Below are 15929 nucleotides of genomic sequence, written 5' to 3' on the forward strand. Positions count from 1 at the left end.
GCTCCACCTATACTTTACAAACGTAAACGGCACTAACGACCATTGCAGAAAGATTTATAACCAATCGCCGCTACCTTTACGTGTATATACATGGGGACGTGTTCAAAAGTGTGCATTAAATGGGGGGAACGGAAGTGGAGGAAAAGCTTATGCGCAAGCTGAGTTCTGGCTCACTGGATTTTGAGGCGTACTTCTCGGACAAGGCCCAGGGCATGAAAGCCTCTGAGATTAGGGAGCTCCTCAAGCTCGTCGAGGCAGGCGACGTTATAAGTCTCGCCGGAGGTCTTCCCGCTCCCGAGACGTTTCCCGTCGAGATCATCAAGGAGATAACCGCGGAGGTTATAACCCACCACGCGGATAAGGCCCTCCAGTACGGGACCACCAAAGGATTCACCCCGCTTCGCCTCGCGCTGGCGGACTGGATGGAGAAGCGCTACGGCATCCCGACCAGCAAAGTCGAGATAATGATGGTCGCGGGAAGCCAGCAGGCCCTCGACCTCATCGGCAGGGTCTTCATAAACCCTGGGGACATCGTTGTCGTCGAAGGACCGACGTACCTGGCCGCTTTAAACGCCTTCAAGTACTACGACCCCAAGTTCATAAGCATACCCATGGACGACGAGGGAATGAGGGTAGACCTCCTTGAGGAGAAGCTGGAGGAGCTGAGGAGGCAGGGGAAGAGGGTCAAGTTCGTCTACACCGTCTCCACCTTCCAGAATCCAGCAGGGGTCACGATGAGCCTCGAAAGGAGAAAGAAGCTTATAGAACTCGCCAGGGAGTACGACTTCCTCATCGTCGAGGACAGCCCTTACAGCGAGCTCCGCTACTCCGGCGAGCCCATACCGCCGATCAAGCACTTCGACGACGAGGGAAGGGTCCTGTACCTCGGGACTTTCTCAAAGATATTCGCCCCGGGGTTCAGGCTGGGATGGATAGCGGCACACCCACACTTCATCAGGAAGATAGAGATAGCCAAGCAGGCCGTTGACCTCTGTGCGAACCCCTTCGGGCAGGTTATCGCCTGGAAGTACGTCGCCGACGGCCATCTGGATGAGCACATTCCGAAGGTCATAGAGTTCTACAGGCCGAGGAGAGACGCAATGCTTGAGGCCCTGGAGGAGTACATGCCGGAGGGCGTTAAGTGGACGAAGCCCGACGGAGGAATGTTCATCTGGGTTACTCTGCCGGAGGGCATAGACACCAAGCTCATGGCCGAGAAGGCCATAAGGAAGGGCGTCGCCTACGTTCCTGGTGAGGCTTTCTTCGCCTACCGCGACGTCAAGAACACGATGCGTCTCAACTTTACCTACGTGCCTGAAGAGACCATACGCGAGGGAGTTAAGAGGCTGGCAGAGGTCATAAAGGAAGAGATGAATGCCCTTAAGGGCTGATACCCCTTCTTTTCTTCTTGCAAAGCTTTTTATTCTGGTATAACACACACCTGGATGGTGGTACTCATGAAGCCATTGATAGGTATAATCGGGCAGACCGACCCCTCCAAGAACAGGCTTTTTCTGGACCGGAGACATATTGAAAGGATAGCCGAAGCCGGGGGCGTTCCGGCGGTTTTCAACATCAACTGCTCGCCCGATGAGATTCTTGAGCACGTGGACGGAATACTCCTCATAGAGGGACCGGACGTTCATCCATACTTCTACGGTGAAGACCCCTCAAGTGCCATAAAATACGTCGATGTTGAGAGGGACGAGTTCGAGATATGCCTTGTCAAAAAGGCCGTCGAGAGGGGAGTCCCCATACTGGGAATCTCCCGTGGAATGCACGTGATAAACGTTGCCCTCGGGGGAACGCTCTATCAGGACCTAACCGATATTCCCAAGGCCATAAAGCACGACTGGGACGTAAACCTGATAGGACCTAGCCAGAGGGTTCACGGCGTTAGGATAAAGACCAACTCAAGGCTCTACGAAATACTCAAGGACGGGCTTGACATTGAAGGTACGAACGAGGTGTATCTGAGGGTCAACAGCTTCCACCACCAGGCGGTGAAGAGGGTTGGGGAAGGGATAAAACCAGTTGCTTACGCAGTGGACGGGCTTATCGAAGCCATTGAAGGAGCTGAAGGGTTCATAATCGGCCTCCAGTGGCAGCCGGAATATCTACCGGAGATGGTGAGGGTCTTTGAAGCGTTCGTGCGCGCTGCCGCCGAATATCGCCTCAAAAAGCTTGAGCTGGAAAAGATCGAGATAGAGGCCGAGCTCAGGGAGGAGCTCACAAAGGGACAAGGTGGGAGCCATCACAGCTCGGAAACGAACGGTAGCCCTCCCGACACGAACCAAACGTGATCCCCCTTTCCAGAATCTTCCTCTCTGCTTCTCTCAATATCTCAAACCTCAGCTCTCGCGGCAGGTAGTAATAGCCTCCTATCCTCTCACCCCTCTCGTATAGCGGCCACAGCTTTTCCATCAGCTCCGGGAACTTGGCGGACATGCGCCTCTTCGAATCCGGCCGGAGCTTGAGGGTTGAAACGGTTATGTGGTCGACAAAATCCAGCGCGTCGAGCGTCTCATCGAAGTCCTCCCAGGTGTAGAAAGGAATTATTGGGTCTATCCTCGCGTAAACTGGGATGCCAGCCTCTTTCGCTTCCCGGAGCGCCCGGATTCTGGCCATCGGCGATGGAGCGTTCGGCTCAAGGAGCTTTGCCTTCCTCTCGTTGACTGTAGTCACAGTTACACCAACGGCGCACTTCAGCTCGGCCAGGATGTCGAGATCGCGCTCAAATACGTCCGACTTCGTGAGGATCATGCACCTGACACCATAGCGCCTGAAGAGCTCCAGAACCTTCCTCGTTATGCCCAGCTCACGCTCCACCGCTGGATATGGGTCCGATGAATAGGAGAGCGCTATTATGTAGCGCCTGTCGAGCCTTCTGAGCTCCCGCTCCAGCTTCGGCAAGAGCCCTTCCTTGATCCTCACCCGAAAGGCATTGGGGATGTAGCCCGTTATGTAGCAGTAAACGCACGCGTGGTCGCAACCTGTGTAGACGTTCAGCGTGTACTTAAAGGGGCAGGTGCAGAGCCTCGCCTTCCAGGGGTCAAAGGGCCGGATGTACATGTTTTATCCTACGAAAACCCCTTAAAAGGAATTGCGTCTTATCGAACGGGTGGAGCAAGTGGGTGACGAAATAAAGGGAAAGCTTAGGTGGACGGAAGGAACCCAGTTCATTGGAAGGATAGAGGGTGAAAGTTGCGCGGTGGTTCTCGGGGAAGGGGGAATAAGCCCAATGAAGCTCCTCCTTCTCAGCGTCGCCGGGTGCACGGCCTATGATGTCGTCATGATACTCCAGAAGATGCGAGAGCCGATTAGAGGCCTGGAGGTCGAGATAATCGGCGAGAGGCGCGAGGAGCACCCCCGCATATACCGAAAGGTTCACATCCACTACAGGATTTACGGCGACGTGAGCAAGGAGAAGGCGAAGCGCGCCATAGAGCTGAGCCAGGACAAGTACTGCTCCGCCTCGGCCCATATAAAGCTCAGTGGGGCAGAAGTTACATACTCCTTCGAGATAATTCCCGGCAAAGCTTAGGGATTAACTTTTTAACCTCATCTTTTCCTGCCGGTGCGGGTGGTAGCTTGCTTGAGTACCTGAAATACTTCGTGCTGCTCTACGGTGGGCTGTTTGCAATAACGAACCCGGTCGGAGCCGTCCCCGTCTTTCTGAGCGTTACCCATGACCTGAGCTGGGAAGAGAGGCGCGAAATAGCGACAAAGACCGCACTGACGGTGGTGGTGACCCTCGTGGTCTTCGCCCTCATTGGGGAGTGGATATTCAGGTTCTTTGGTTCGAGTGTTGACGCCTTCGCGATAGCCGGAGGTATTTTGCTCTTCAAGATGGCAATGGATATGCTCTCCGGAAGGCTCTCGACGGTCAAGATAAGCAGGGAAGAAACTGAGGAGTTCAGCGAGGACGTCGTCACCCTGGAGGAGGTCGCCATAATACCCCTCGCTATACCCCTTATCTCTGGCCCGGGAGCGATAACGACGGTCATGCTCTACATGGCCAAGAGCCGCGAGGTTCCCGAGAAGGCGGTAGTTATAGCCAGCATTCTTGCAATAGGAATAACCGTCTGGCTCACCCTCTGCTCCTCGAACAGGATACAAAAACGGCTGGGAAGGGTGGGCATCAAAGTGCTGACGAGGATGATGGGTCTGATACTGACCTCCATGGCTGTGCAGATGATAATCAACGGCATTAAGGGGGCGTTTGGGCTCTGACCTTCCCTTCTTTAAGTCCCCATTTAGAGCAGGGGTGGGTCAGAGCCTGTTTGGAACCACAAACACCCTTTTAAACTCCCCCTCCGATATTCCCACGGTGTCCAAAATGCGCGGGGACCTGATCCGTGTTCTAAGCACGATAGAGGAGAAGGCTAACGAGCTGAAGCTCGACGGCTACGAGCCGGACGTGGTTCTGCTCGGAAAGAAGGCCTACGAGTTCATAAGGGAGCAGCTCAACGAGGAGTTTGGCGACGAGGAGGAGGTTTTCGAGCTCTCCGGGCTCAAGATACGTGTGGTCGAGGAGCTGGAAGGCGATGCAGTTGTCGCAGACAGCAAAAACCTCGGGCTCGGCCCCGGTGGTGCAAAGAGGTTTAAGGTCGTCCTATAACCCCCCACACCTTTCCGTTTCTGATTTCCATCCTGAGTCCCCGCAGGACGAGCAGGCTCAGCGAGACTGCCATTATATCGGCGAGACTGCCGGGATTCCTTAAATCGCCCTCCTCTCGCATGAAGGCGTCAAACTCCTGCAGGGAAAGATTTCCGTTGAGAACTTCCCTGGCTTTTCTCCTCACGAGATCGGCCTCCCTCCTTCCAGCCTTCCTCATTATGAGCGTGTCCTCCTTCTCAGCCAGGAGCTCAAGGAATGCCTCCACAACCGCATCCTCAAGCGGGAGCTCCTTTATCAGCCCGTAGAGCCGCCCAAAGGTTGAATAGCTCAGGTCGTAGCCGTTGATCCACTCACAGAAGATGAGCTCCCTTTCACAGCTCATCTCCGCCAGCCGGGCAAGGTTTATACCGTCCCGGAAGAGCTCCCTGAATGACTCGTCACTGTAAACGTCGTACTTAACTCCGCTGGGGATTCCTTTGGGGTTTGCTATCCTTATCGCCCGGTAAAGCTCCATCGTATCCCGAACCGTCGATTCTTCTATCAGGAGCCTCGCCTTCTCCCGAGCATCGAGAATGTTGCGGCCCACTGTCAGCCCCATTATGAGGGGCACCGAAAGGGCTATGACGCCAAAATTCGGGTTAGCGTCCTGGGCCTCACGCGAGGCCTGAACCGCGCGTTTTATCAGCTCCCCTATGCCAGCCTCACTGAAGGATATGATGCCCTTTCGCAGGAGTTCGGCCGTCTTCACGGCCTCGTAGTAGACCCCGATGACCGCTGTATCAGCGAACAGGAAGTTGTAGATGGTCAGATCCCCGAAGTCCCGGTAGCGGTTCACGTTGCCGGGCTTCGGAACCGTCGCCTCAAGGAGGGGGCCGAGGATGAAGGCACGGACTATCTTAAAGCGCTCCATTCACACCACCAAATAAAGCAGCAGGTACAGGAGGTAGAGAATTAAAACAACCTTCTTTGCCGCTTTTCTGAGCGTCAGGTAGAGCCCAAAGGCTATGAGCGTCACGCCCCAGAAGGCGTCCTTTATGTAGGGCGCGTAAGGCCTGAGCCAGTCGAGGAAGGCCGGTTGAAACTCCCGGAGGAGTAGAAGAACGCCGAGGAAAACGAGTATCCAGCCGAGGGTTTTCATCTCACTCACCCCTCAAAAGGAGGATTATGCCGATTACCAGGAACACAACCGCGAGCAACGTCCTGAAATCAATGGCAGGAAGGAGGAACGGCATGAACGGTCCCGCCAGCAGTATTGCGCCCAGAAGTATCAGCAGGAGGGCTACCGCCTTATAGTTCTCATTGCCCGAGATCACATCCTCCAGCCGCTCTCCCGTCTCCCCTATCAGTTCCTCGATTCTCTCAGAGAGGGATTTTTCCTCCTCTCTTTCCTCCTCAGGTATCACGAGGGCCGCGAGGAAGTAGAGCAGCGTCATGGCCGCAGGGTTGAACACCAGGAGAACGACAAAGATAAGCCTTACGAGGGTGGGGTCAACGTTGAGGGGCTCGGCTATTCCACCGAGGACGCCGAGGAACATTCGGTCTTTCTTTGACCTTACCAGTTTCTTTGCCATCTTCTTCACCACACAAGAAAAAGGAAGCCGGCTTAAAAATCATTGCCCTATGGACACATCGCCAACGACGTCGGAAATCCTGATGGTGATTGGCCTTCCCTCGCCGGCGTAGGCATTCTTGACCTTCCCAAGGACGTCGTGGAGGGAAAGGCTGACGGTATAGTCGGGGGGCACGTGTATTCTAACGTCGCCCACGACGTCGTTTATGATAACGTTCCCCCCGGCATGAATCACAACGTCGCCAACCACGTCATCAATCCGGTATTTCGCCGGGGCGGCCCCCTTAAGATCCCCGACGGTGTCCCGAACCCACACATCCCTCAGTCCCGTCCCCACCTCTATGACGACCTTTCCGTTCCGATATTCAGAGCAGAGGTTGTGGGTACTGATCCCAAATCCGCTTCTCTTCTCTTCAGCGGGACAGTAAACGGTCAGAATGCCGTTTTCAAGGCTGACGTTTATCGGCAGGTTGCTCTTAACGACAACACCTTCAGTTTCCGACGAGACCACCTCAACGCTTCCTATCAGGTTTCTAACCACTATGGAGTCGGCGTGGAAGCGACCGATTTCCTTAACCGGGCCGGCGTCCTCCTTGAATGGCGTCCCCTCCATGTGAATGTAGCCCCGAAATGCCAGAGCAGTCACGACTATGCCAACGATAAGAAGGGCCAGAAAGATACCAGCCAAGATTCCCAAGAGGCCAGCCCGTCTCCTCATAAATACCACCGATGAAGATTTCATCATACACCGTATAAAGGTTACGCTCAGTGGAGGTTAAAAAGAAAGGTGGCAAGATGGGAAGGCGCATAAAATGGGAAATCATTTCAGGAGCTTCACGAACTCCCTCATCCAGGCGTAGAGGTCGCCGGGGTGCCTTGAGCTCACCCAGTTGCCGTCAACGACTACCTCCTCGTTCACCCATTCAGCGCCCGCATTTACCACGTCGTCCCTGATGGTTATCGTGCTAGTCCCCTTCCTGCCCTTCAGCACTCCCGCCGAGATGAGTATCTGCGGGCCATGGCAGATGCTGGCGACGGGCTTTCCTGCCTCAAACATTTTTCTGGTTATCTCGATGGCCTTCTCGTTGAGCCTGACTATCTCGGGCGCCCTTCCGCCGGGCAGAACGAGGGCATCGAACTCGTCCGGGCCAACCTCCTCAAAGGCAAGGTCAACGTTGACGGAATAGCCGTGCTTGCCCGTTATCTTGCCCCTCTCAAAACTCGCCACGTAGACCTCGTGGCCCTCCTCCTTTATCCTGTGGAGGGGGCATATGAGCTCCAGGTCTTCAAAACCGTCCGCGCTCAGAAACAGCACCTTCATAAGCACACCTCCATGCTAACGTTCAGAGAGAAATAGAAATGGACGTTTATAAGACTTTTTGGACATAAATGGTCAGAGGGGAAGTTCGGTGGTCTCCTTATGAACCTTGAGGACGACCATGGTGTGGGTGGCTTCAACACCCTCTATTTCACCTATCGTGTCCAGAAACTCGTTGAGCTCCTCGCTACCCCTGGTTCTTATTTTGACGAGCATGTCGTAGTCCCCGGTGGTCTCGAAAATCTCGACTATCTCCGGATACTTTTTGAGCTCACTCGCCACGTGGGAGTACTTCCCCGCTTTCGCTTTTATCAGTATGAACGCCAGAATGCCGAAGCCGAGGGCGTTGGGGTCAAGTATCACGGTGAACTTTTTTATTATGCCCTTCTCTTTCAGCTTCTTAATCCTCTCGTAGACGGTCGATTCTGCGAGATTAACTTCCTTGGATATCTCCCTGAGGGGAGTCCTGCTGTTTCTCTGGAGTATTGAGAGGATCTTCCTGTCTGTATCGTCCAAGCCGGTTCGCATGAGCATCACCGCAGGTAAAAAATTTTCGAAAGGTTTTATAAACCTGCCGATTTTGGAAAACCATACTTTTATAAAAAGGCCTCCGCTTCTTAATTCAGAACTTCTGGGAGGGTCAGCGATGCCAACGAACGTGACAGCGGAGTACCTCGCGGCGGAGGAAGAGTACAGGAACGCCAAGACTATCCCGGAGAAAATACGGGCCCTGGAAAAGATGTACGCCACTGTGCCAAAGCACAAGGGGACGGAGAAGCTCAGGCTCCAGATAAAGAGGAAGCTCGCCGAGCTGAGGAAGGAGCTTGAGAAGCAGAGGCAGATGCGTAAAGGCGGTGGCGGGCCGTCGATGTCGGTGAGGAAGGAAGGTGCGGCACAGATAGTCCTTACCGGCCTGCCCAATGTCGGCAAAAGCTCGCTCATGAAGGCTTTAACAAACGTGGACATAGACGTTGCGGACTACGCGTTCACGACCGTCGAGCCGATTCCCGGGATGATGCACCACAAGGACGTCCAGATACAGCTCGTCGAGGTTCCTGGCCTCGTGGAAGGTGCTGCACTTGGAAAGGGTATGGGGCCGCAGCTCCTGAGCGTCATAAGGAATGCAGATGCGATAGCTATCGTGGTTGACCTCTCCCAGGACCCGGTCAAGCAGATGGAAACCCTCCTCAAGGAGTTTGAAAGGGCCGGGATAAAGCTCAACAAGCGCCGCCCGAGGGTCGAGATAAAGAGGACGGCAATGGGCGGAATCGTCATCAACGGCCAGGAGAACATCAAGGGCGACATAAGCGAGGTCATGAAGATGCTCCGGGAGGAGAGGATTCACTCGGCCGAGATAACCGTCAAGGAGCCCGTAACTCTGGAGGAGTTCGCAGACGCTTTAGATGAGAGCCTCGTATGGAGAAGGGCGATAATCATAGCCAACAAGGGCGACGCCCCTGGAAGCAGGGAGAACTACGAGAAGCTCGTTGAGGCCTACGGGGACAGGTTCAGGATAATCCCCGTTTCCGCCAAGAGGAAGATACAGCTAGACAAGCTCAAGGACGAGCTCTACGAGCTGGCAGGGATTATTCGCGTCTTCACCAAAAGCCCCGGAGAGGAGCCAGCTTACCCGCCGGTGCCGCTGAAGAAGGGCTCAACGGTTATGGATCTGGCAGAGAGGATACACAAGGACTTCGCCAAGAACTTCCGCTATGCTAGAGTCTGGGGCAGGAGCGTCAAGTTCCCGGGCCAGCGCGTTGGTGCCGACCACGTGCTTGAGGACGGGGATATTGTAGAGATTCACGCGAGGTAAGGGTTTCTTTTCTCCCCAGTTCCCAGAGAAAAGCCTACAAATAACGCTAAGAATACCAACAAAAAAGCCCAAAGGAGAAGACCGAACAACAGGGCCCCCATGTAACACAGGGGGTCCGAACAGGGTTGTTCACCGATAGTCCTTGCCTCAAATAAAGCCCAAATTCTGAAAGTGAACATTTCCGGGGAGGCAACATACCCAGAATCCGGGACAACAGGAAAGCGAAACCGTTCTGGTCAGCCGTAACTTGTGTAAAGTGCGTAAGCCTCGTTACGGCTGACCTTCCACCCTCCCATCTTCATCGGCCGGCTTTCGGGGGGAACGGTGACTCCCCACATCTTCAAGGCCCTCAAACGAATATTCCAAGAGCCGACCACATCCCTGTCAGCCTCAAACCCACACTTGCATTTCAAAACCCTGTGCCCATTCGGGCTTAGTTTCTCCCCACATACCGGGCACAGGGAGGAAGTGTAAGCGGGATTAACGAAAACAACCCTAACGCCCTTTAATTTCGCCTTGTATTCGATAATGCTCTGAAGCTTCCTAAAACTCCAGCGGTGAAGACGACCATTTATTTCGGCAGAATACCTAATTGAGTCCCTGATTTCCGTTAAATCCTCCAAGGCGAGGCCACCGTATTTTTCCGCCAGCTCGACGATTTTATTCGCAAGTTTATGATACAAGTCGTTAAGCGTGTTCTTCTCCCTCTCGCCGTATTTTTCGAGGAGTTCTTCCCTCTTCCTTCCAGCCCGAACCTCTCCACGAATTCGGTAAAGTTGTGAATGCCAGCAAAGTTTGAATAAACCGCGGGTTTACCCGTTGTGGAAGAATAGTGGGTTGCGAACGCCCTCGCGAGGCTGGTCTTCCCAACGGCCCTTGGTCCTATGATCGCCGCCCACCGTTTCTTTCCGAGGACAAGCTGATGCAACTGGGAAACTTCCTTCTCCCTGCCATACAACTCCTCAACTTTAATTATCGGGGTTTCTGGAAAGGGTTTCATACCATCCACCACATTTTTTAAGATTAAAAAATCTGGTATTTAAGTGTTTTGAAGCTTTGAAATGGCCTAAGAGATGATTGGAAAGCCCATTACAGAGGACTTTTAACGTGCTCAAAAAATTGGGTAATAATGAACATTAAGATTCATACAAAATCCAAAGGAGCGAGCGAAACCCCTAAATACTTCCACGCCGTACTAAACCGGGTGGGGTCCGTTTTGTAGCAACGTCAACCTCGACGCTCTTCTTGAGAGGATGGAGGTGAAGCCCCCTTATTTTCTCCAGCAAGCTCATTTACCTGCACCATGCTCCTTTACACTTCCTCCCGTCCTTCCCGACGAGCTTCTCTAGGCTGAACTCCTTGCCCTCAAGGCTGTCCATGAGGAACTTCTCCCTGTTCTTCTCAAAGATCCAGAACACCTTGTAGGCTTGAGCCTCCCTGATTATCTCTATCCTCGGGAGCCACCACGAAACGACGCGGGAGTTGCCCCAGGTTATCGCGCTCTCGAAGGCCTTCATCTTTGCCTCCTCGTAGTCCACGAGCGGTTCCATAACCTTCTTCTCCTCGACATCCCACTCATAGAGATCTATGAAACCGTCCCCCCTCTCCGCCCCGAGGCGGTACAGGTCCACGTAAGCGAAGTAGTCAAAAACCCGGTCGCTTCTTCCCAGCCGCTTGTAGAACAGCCTGAGGTGGAATATGTGGTAAGGGTACAGCACGAAGTCTGGATTCGAGGTTTCTCCGGGTTTGAATATCGGCCGCATGACCATGACCTTCATAATCCACCCCTGTCATTGTTCATCAGATATGTTATTAACTGTTATCCTTTGTTTGTCACAATATTCCAACATTCCGTTCCTGACCGGGAACTGTTAAACCAATATGTTTATATTTTTATGCACCTATATTGTGGACTGATGTCCCTTAATTCACACCGATGTATCGAGGTGAAGTAAGATGGGCTTGAGTGGTTCGGCCTGGGCAACTCTGCTGGTGCCCACTCTTTTGGGAATTTTGACAATGTTGCTCTACGGCTACTGGGACAGGATAACCGGCAAGGAGTACTACGTAGACGACGAGATCCTGGCCTACGACGAAGACCTCATGACAACGCTTAGGGAGGAGGGTAAGCTATGAACGCCGGAATACTCCTCGGTTTCCTCGTTTACCTGGCTCTGCTGGCCTACATCGGCTGGTGGGCCAACAGATACACCAAGACAGAGGACCAGTACTTCGTCGGCGGTAGAAGGGTTCACGTCTTAGCCGCGACGCTCTCGGACAAGGCCAGTGATTTCAGCGGCTGGCTGATGCTGGGCTATCCAGGAGCGGCTTTTAAGAGCGGCCTCGGTGCCTTCTGGGCGGCCATCGGCTGTCTCTTCGGCACCCTCGCCGATTACGTCCTCATTGGCCCGAGGCTGAGAATCTACGCGGGTAAATTCAGGGCCATAACTGTCCCTGACTACCTTGAAGCCAGGCTCAAGGACGACACCAAGCTGATAAGAATACTGAGTGCCCTGATAATCATCATCTTCATGACGGCTTATGTGGCCGCCCAGTTCACTGCAGGAGGCAAGACCTTCGCGGAGGGCTTCGGCATAAGCGACAACATGGGGATACTCATTACCGTCATCATACTGACGGCCTACGTCATCACCGGTGGATTCTTCGCGGTCGTGTGGACCGACGTCGTTCAGGCCACGTTTATGCTGCTGACGCTTATTATAGTCCCCTTCCTTGCGCTGTCAAAAATAGGAGGCTTTGAGAGGGCCACGGAGATAATAGCCTCAGCTGACCCAACGAAGCTCCACCCCTTCGGGGGCGCCACCGGACTCGCCGCCATAGTCTTCGCCATAGGCTATGCCTCGTGGATAGTCGGCTACCTCGGCCAGCCCCACATAGTCACCCGTTACATGAGCGTTGAAGACCCGAGGAAGCTCAGGAGGCCGGGCATATTCATCAGCGGCACATGGACGATACTCGTCCTCTGGGGAGCGTTCTTTGCAGGATTCCTTGGATTTGCCATGTATCAGGCTGGAATACTGCAGGTCAGCGATCCGGAGAAGGTCATTCCCGCTATGGCGGTTGAGCTCATGCCGAGCTGGCTTGCGGGCTTCGTCATAGCCGGTATAATCTCTGCGGTCATGAGTACGGCAGATTCACAGCTCCTCGTCGCTTCCTCGGCCATAGCGAGGGACTTCTACCACAAGGTTCTCGGCAAGGAGCTCGGGAAGAAGCAGATGGTCAACATATCAAGGCTCGTCGTTGCCGGCGTTGCCCTCGTCGGCCTCTGGTTCGCCATCACCGGCCCGAAGGTCATCTACCAGATGGTCGCAACGGCCTGGGGAGGTTTAGCCGTCGGCTTCGGTCCGATACTCACCCTGAGCCTCTGGTGGAAGAGGGCCACCAAGGAGGGAGCAATAGTCGGAATGGCCTACGGTCTGGTCAGCGAGGTTCTCCTGGAGGCCAAGGTGTACGGCTGGGCATTCAACCCGGACGCTCCAGGCTTCTTTGGAACAATTGGTGGCTGGTTCAACGGCATACCGGTGTTCTTCATCAACTTCTTCGTGACGCTGGTGGTAATAATAATCGTCAGCCTCCTCACCAAGCCGCCGGAGGACGCCGTCAAGCTCCACGAGGAGATATTCAGAAAGGTTCCCATCGAGGGAACCGGCAAGAAGACCATCACCGAGACCAGGGCCAAGAGCCAGGTAGAGAACGTTGCCGAGTTCGTTCTCGCCAAGGGGCTCGCCTGACACCCTCTCTATTTTTCTCCGCCATTTCTTACGCTATTCCGAGTCTTAAAAGACTAACCTATGGTTTTAAACCATTTTTGGCCAACCTAACGTTTATAAGCATCTCCGTTCACATATGAACGTACGTCAAAGTTTTTTGAGGTGGGAGCATGAGACCGCTCGACCTGACAGGGAAAGACCCTTCTAGAAGGGTTACAATCTACTTTGAAGGTCAGCCCCTGGAAGCCTACGAAGGGGAAAAGCTCACCGTTGCCCTCCTGGCCAACGGGATATACTGGCTAACGACCAGCACGGAGGGCAGGAAAAGGGGAGCGTTCACCTTCGGCCCGGTTCCGGTTGTTCTCAACGGGATCAAAAACATCAACGGGAGGAAGACCAAGGTCAAGGACGGCATGAGGATAGAGCGCCAGAACTACGGAGAGTTCCAAGAAACTGTGGAGATCGACGAGGGCAAGCCCGTTGAGAGGCTGGTCGTTGACGTGGCGGTCATTGGCGGGGGGCCTGCAGGGATAGGTGCAGTACTTGAGGTTCAGGAGCACCTAACCGCGGCAATAATCGAGGAGAAGGGCTGGCTCGGAGGAGACCTGTGGCTCAAGGGCCTGCCCCAGGAAGGGTTCGGTGACCCAAAGAAGGCCGTTAAAGAGCTCACCGGAAAATTCAATGAAAACGTCCGGGTGTTTAAAGGCACGATAGCCCTCGGCGTCTTCGACAAGGGCGAGTATTTCCTGGTGCCGATAGTTACCGGGAAAAACCAGCTCATCGAGCTGATGGCCAAGCGCGTCGTTCTTGCCGTTGGTGCGGTTGACAACATCCTCCTCTTCGAGAACAACGAGTTCCCTGGTGTTTTCAGGCGCGATTTCGCCCTTGAGGTCATGAACGTCTGGGGTGTCGCCCCGGGAAAGAAAGTAGCAGTGGTGGGCAGCAGGCCCGAGGATATAGTCCCAGAACTTGAACGCTGGGGAATTGAGTACGTGATAGTGCCCAATCCAAAGCGCGTTGAGGGGAGCGAGAGAGTCGAGAGGCTCATCGACATGAACGGGCACGTTTACGAGGTGGATGCTGTCATCGTCTCCGACGGGAGGAGGCCGGACATCAACCCGATAACCCAGGCCGGCGGAAAGCTGAAGTTCAAGCGCGGCTACTACATGCCCGTCCTCGACTCCCGGCACAGGATACGCGACGGCATATACGTCGCCGGGAGTGCGGTCTCCATAAAGCCGCACTACGCAAACTACCTTGAGGGAAGGCTTGTCGGGGCGTACATTCTCAGGGAGTTCGGCTTTGATTCAAACCCGTGCCTTTACGAAGAAAAGCTGAAGGAGTACGAACCGATTCCTATGGCGGTTCACCGGATACCCTTCGAGAGCTTAAACCTTGAGGACGTCCAGATATGCGGCTGCGACGTTTCCCTGAAGAAGGTCGACGATGTTGTTAGGAGCGGGATAACAGACCTGCAGATAATCAAGCGCCTTACCCACCTCGCGATGGGCTTCTGCCAGGGACGCTTCTGCCTCTTCAACGGGGCAGTGGTGGTCTCGCAGAGAACGGGCTCAGATATGAGCCACATCGACCTTCCTGTGGCCAGGCCGCCGCTGAAGAACGTCAGGATGAAGGTCACTGCCGAGGGGGTGAAAGAATATGCCGAGTAAAGAGCTCCCCGGGAGGAGTGAGATAGTTATCATCGGCGGGGGAATCGTCGGCGTAACCCTCGCCCACGAGCTTGCCAGGCGCGGTGAGGAGGTCACGGTAATAGAGAAGCGCTTCATCGGTTCCGGCTCGACCTTCCGCTGTGGGACGGGGATAAGGCAGCAGTTCAACGACGAAGCCAACGTCCAGGTCATGAAGCGCTCCGTCGAGCTGTGGAAGCGCTATAGCGAGGAGTACGGCTTCTCCTTCGAGCAGACCGGCTACCTCTTCCTGCTCTACGACGACGATGAGGTTGCCGAGTTCAAGGAGAACATAGCGATACAGAACCGCTTCGGCGTCCCCACGAGGCTCATAACTCCCGAGGAGGCCAAGGAGATAGTCCCGCTCCTCGACATAAGCGAGGTTATCGCCGCTTCCTGGAACCCCACCGACGGAAAGGCAGACCCCTTCTATGCCACGGCTGCCTTTGCCCTCAACGCCGAGCGCTTTGGCGCCAAGCTCGTTGAGTACACCGAGGTCAAGGACTTCATAACCGAGAACGGCGAGATTAAAGGTCTGAAGACGAGCAGGGGAGTCATAAAGACGGGCATCGTTGTGAACGCCACCAACGCGTGGGCCAAGCTCATCAACGCGATGGCCGGGATAAAGACCCACATACCGATAGAGCCCTACAAGCACCAGGCGGTGATAACCCAGCCCATCAAGAAAGGGGCCATCAAGCCTATGGTCATCTCCTTCAAATATGGCCACGCATACCTCACCCAGACGGCCCACGGCGGCATCGTTGGAGGCGTTGGTTACGAGCTCGGGCCAACCTACGACCTCAACCCAACCTATGAGTTTATGCGCGAGGTGAGCTACTACTTCACCAAGATAGTTCCCGCCCTGAGGGAACTCCTCATACTGAGGACGTGGGCGGGCTACTACGCCAAGACTCCCGACAGCAACCCGGCGATAGGAAAGATCGAGGAACTGGACGACTACTATATTGCAGCAGGCTTCAGCGGTCACGGCTTCATGATGGCGCCGGCGGTGGCGGAGATGGTCGCCGACCTCATAACCAGGGGAGGAACCAGCCTACCAGTTGAATGGTACGACCCGTACCGCTTCGAAAGGGGAGAACTCCGCGGACAGGCGCTCCAGATGGGCTGAAGTTTTTCTTTTCTCCCTCGTTGTATCTCTCTTTTGAAAATCTTGCCGTCCGCTGC

The 15929-nt window shown here is 54.5% G+C and carries 18 protein-coding genes and 2 pseudogenes; 10 read left to right on the forward strand and 10 right to left on the reverse strand.

Going from position 1 to position 15929, the window contains the following annotated elements; genetic code table 11:
* Positions 1-134: 134 nt before the first annotated feature.
* A complete protein-coding gene (locus A3L14_RS09650) occupies positions 135-1391 on the forward strand; it encodes an aminotransferase-like domain-containing protein (protein ID WP_055430219.1) in 1257 nt (418 codons plus the stop codon).
* A 66-nt stretch (positions 1392-1457) separates the two neighbouring features.
* Positions 1458-2303 carry a gamma-glutamyl-gamma-aminobutyrate hydrolase family protein gene (locus A3L14_RS09655; RefSeq protein ID WP_055430208.1) on the forward strand — a complete coding sequence of 282 codons (846 nt, stop codon included), beginning with the start codon at positions 1458-1460 and terminating at the stop codon, positions 2301-2303.
* On the opposite strand, the gene A3L14_RS09660 is transcribed toward A3L14_RS09655, so the two are convergent.
* Positions 2230-3072 (reverse strand): SPL family radical SAM protein, encoded by an 843-nt coding sequence (locus A3L14_RS09660; RefSeq protein ID WP_055430209.1) that lies wholly within the window; start codon positions 3070-3072, stop codon positions 2230-2232. The genes A3L14_RS09655 and A3L14_RS09660 overlap by 74 nt on opposite strands.
* A gap of 58 nt (positions 3073-3130) precedes the next feature.
* Here A3L14_RS09660 and A3L14_RS09665 point away from each other — a divergent pair, with 58 nt between their 5' ends.
* The 3 genes from A3L14_RS09665 to A3L14_RS09675 all read left to right on the forward strand — a co-directional run bounded on the left by A3L14_RS09665 (position 3131) and on the right by A3L14_RS09675 (position 4621).
* Complete coding sequence (locus tag A3L14_RS09665; protein ID WP_055430210.1) at positions 3131-3544, forward strand: OsmC family protein; 414 nt, start codon at positions 3131-3133, stop codon at positions 3542-3544.
* Positions 3545-3591: 47 nt separating this feature from the next.
* Positions 3592-4233: a neutral amino acid NAAT transporter SnatA gene (snatA, locus tag A3L14_RS09670; RefSeq protein WP_055430211.1), complete on the forward strand. Its 642-nt coding sequence runs from the start codon at positions 3592-3594 to the stop codon at positions 4231-4233.
* 106 nt (positions 4234-4339) lie between these two features.
* The gene (locus A3L14_RS09675; RefSeq protein ID WP_055430212.1) at positions 4340-4621 is read left to right on the forward strand and encodes a family 4A encapsulin nanocompartment shell protein; all 282 of its coding nucleotides are present in this window, start codon (positions 4340-4342) and stop codon (positions 4619-4621) included.
* Here A3L14_RS09675 and A3L14_RS09680 read toward each other — a convergent pair.
* The 6 genes from A3L14_RS09680 to A3L14_RS09705 form a co-directional block, all read right to left on the reverse strand.
* On the reverse strand, positions 4605-5531 hold the full coding sequence (locus A3L14_RS09680; RefSeq protein WP_055430213.1) for a triphosphoribosyl-dephospho-CoA synthase: 927 nt from the start codon (positions 5529-5531) through the stop codon (positions 4605-4607). The genes A3L14_RS09675 and A3L14_RS09680 overlap by 17 nt on opposite strands.
* Positions 5532-5759 carry a hypothetical protein gene (locus A3L14_RS09685; protein ID WP_055430214.1) on the reverse strand — a complete coding sequence of 76 codons (228 nt, stop codon included), beginning with the start codon at positions 5757-5759 and terminating at the stop codon, positions 5532-5534.
* 1 nt (position 5760) lies between these two features.
* A complete protein-coding gene (locus A3L14_RS09690) occupies positions 5761-6192 on the reverse strand; it encodes a PspC domain-containing protein (protein WP_198300108.1) in 432 nt (143 codons plus the stop codon).
* 39 nt (positions 6193-6231) lie between these two features.
* Positions 6232-6918 (reverse strand): hypothetical protein, encoded by a 687-nt coding sequence (locus A3L14_RS09695; RefSeq protein ID WP_143597765.1) that lies wholly within the window; start codon positions 6916-6918, stop codon positions 6232-6234.
* 93 nt (positions 6919-7011) lie between these two features.
* Positions 7012-7512 (reverse strand): deglycase PfpI, encoded by a 501-nt coding sequence (gene pfpI / locus A3L14_RS09700; RefSeq protein ID WP_055430216.1) that lies wholly within the window; start codon positions 7510-7512, stop codon positions 7012-7014.
* Positions 7513-7584: 72 nt separating this feature from the next.
* On the reverse strand, positions 7585-8037 hold the full coding sequence (locus tag A3L14_RS09705; protein WP_055430217.1) for an Lrp/AsnC family transcriptional regulator: 453 nt from the start codon (positions 8035-8037) through the stop codon (positions 7585-7587).
* Positions 8038-8155: 118 nt separating this feature from the next.
* On the opposite strand from A3L14_RS09705, the gene A3L14_RS09710 reads away from it, so the two are divergent.
* Positions 8156-9322: an OBG GTPase family GTP-binding protein gene (locus A3L14_RS09710; RefSeq protein ID WP_055430218.1), complete on the forward strand. Its 1167-nt coding sequence runs from the start codon at positions 8156-8158 to the stop codon at positions 9320-9322.
* Between the two features lie 236 nt (positions 9323-9558).
* On the opposite strand, the pseudogene A3L14_RS09715 reads toward A3L14_RS09710, so the two are convergent.
* From A3L14_RS09715 to A3L14_RS09720, 3 genes and pseudogenes are all read right to left on the reverse strand, one after another.
* Positions 9559-10071 (reverse strand): annotated as a pseudogene (locus A3L14_RS09715) (RNA-guided endonuclease InsQ/TnpB family protein); the annotation flags it as partial.
* Positions 10072-10115: 44 nt separating this feature from the next.
* Positions 10116-10322: pseudogene (locus tag A3L14_RS11975) on the reverse strand (AAA family ATPase); the annotation flags it as partial.
* A 292-nt stretch (positions 10323-10614) separates the two neighbouring features.
* On the reverse strand, positions 10615-11100 hold the full coding sequence (locus tag A3L14_RS09720) for a hypothetical protein (RefSeq protein ID WP_055428913.1): 486 nt from the start codon (positions 11098-11100) through the stop codon (positions 10615-10617).
* Between the two features lie 178 nt (positions 11101-11278).
* On the opposite strand from A3L14_RS09720, the gene A3L14_RS09725 reads away from it, so the two are divergent.
* From A3L14_RS09725 to A3L14_RS09740, 4 genes are all read left to right on the forward strand, one after another.
* The gene (locus A3L14_RS09725) at positions 11279-11458 is read left to right on the forward strand and encodes a hypothetical protein (protein ID WP_055428914.1); all 180 of its coding nucleotides are present in this window, start codon (positions 11279-11281) and stop codon (positions 11456-11458) included.
* Positions 11455-13074 (forward strand): sodium/proline symporter, encoded by a 1620-nt coding sequence (locus A3L14_RS09730; protein WP_074631498.1) that lies wholly within the window; start codon positions 11455-11457, stop codon positions 13072-13074. The genes A3L14_RS09725 and A3L14_RS09730 overlap by 4 nt, the downstream gene beginning before the upstream one ends.
* Before the next feature lie 149 nt (positions 13075-13223).
* Positions 13224-14723 (forward strand): FAD-dependent oxidoreductase, encoded by a 1500-nt coding sequence (locus A3L14_RS09735; RefSeq protein ID WP_055428915.1) that lies wholly within the window; start codon positions 13224-13226, stop codon positions 14721-14723.
* Positions 14713-15873 carry an NAD(P)/FAD-dependent oxidoreductase gene (locus A3L14_RS09740; protein WP_055428916.1) on the forward strand — a complete coding sequence of 387 codons (1161 nt, stop codon included), beginning with the start codon at positions 14713-14715 and terminating at the stop codon, positions 15871-15873. Before A3L14_RS09735 ends, A3L14_RS09740 begins: the two co-directional genes overlap by 11 nt.
* Positions 15874-15929 lie beyond the last annotated feature (56 nt).

The organism is Thermococcus thioreducens (assembly GCF_002214545.1).
GTDB classification, from domain to species: Archaea; Methanobacteriota_B; Thermococci; order Thermococcales; family Thermococcaceae; genus Thermococcus; species Thermococcus thioreducens.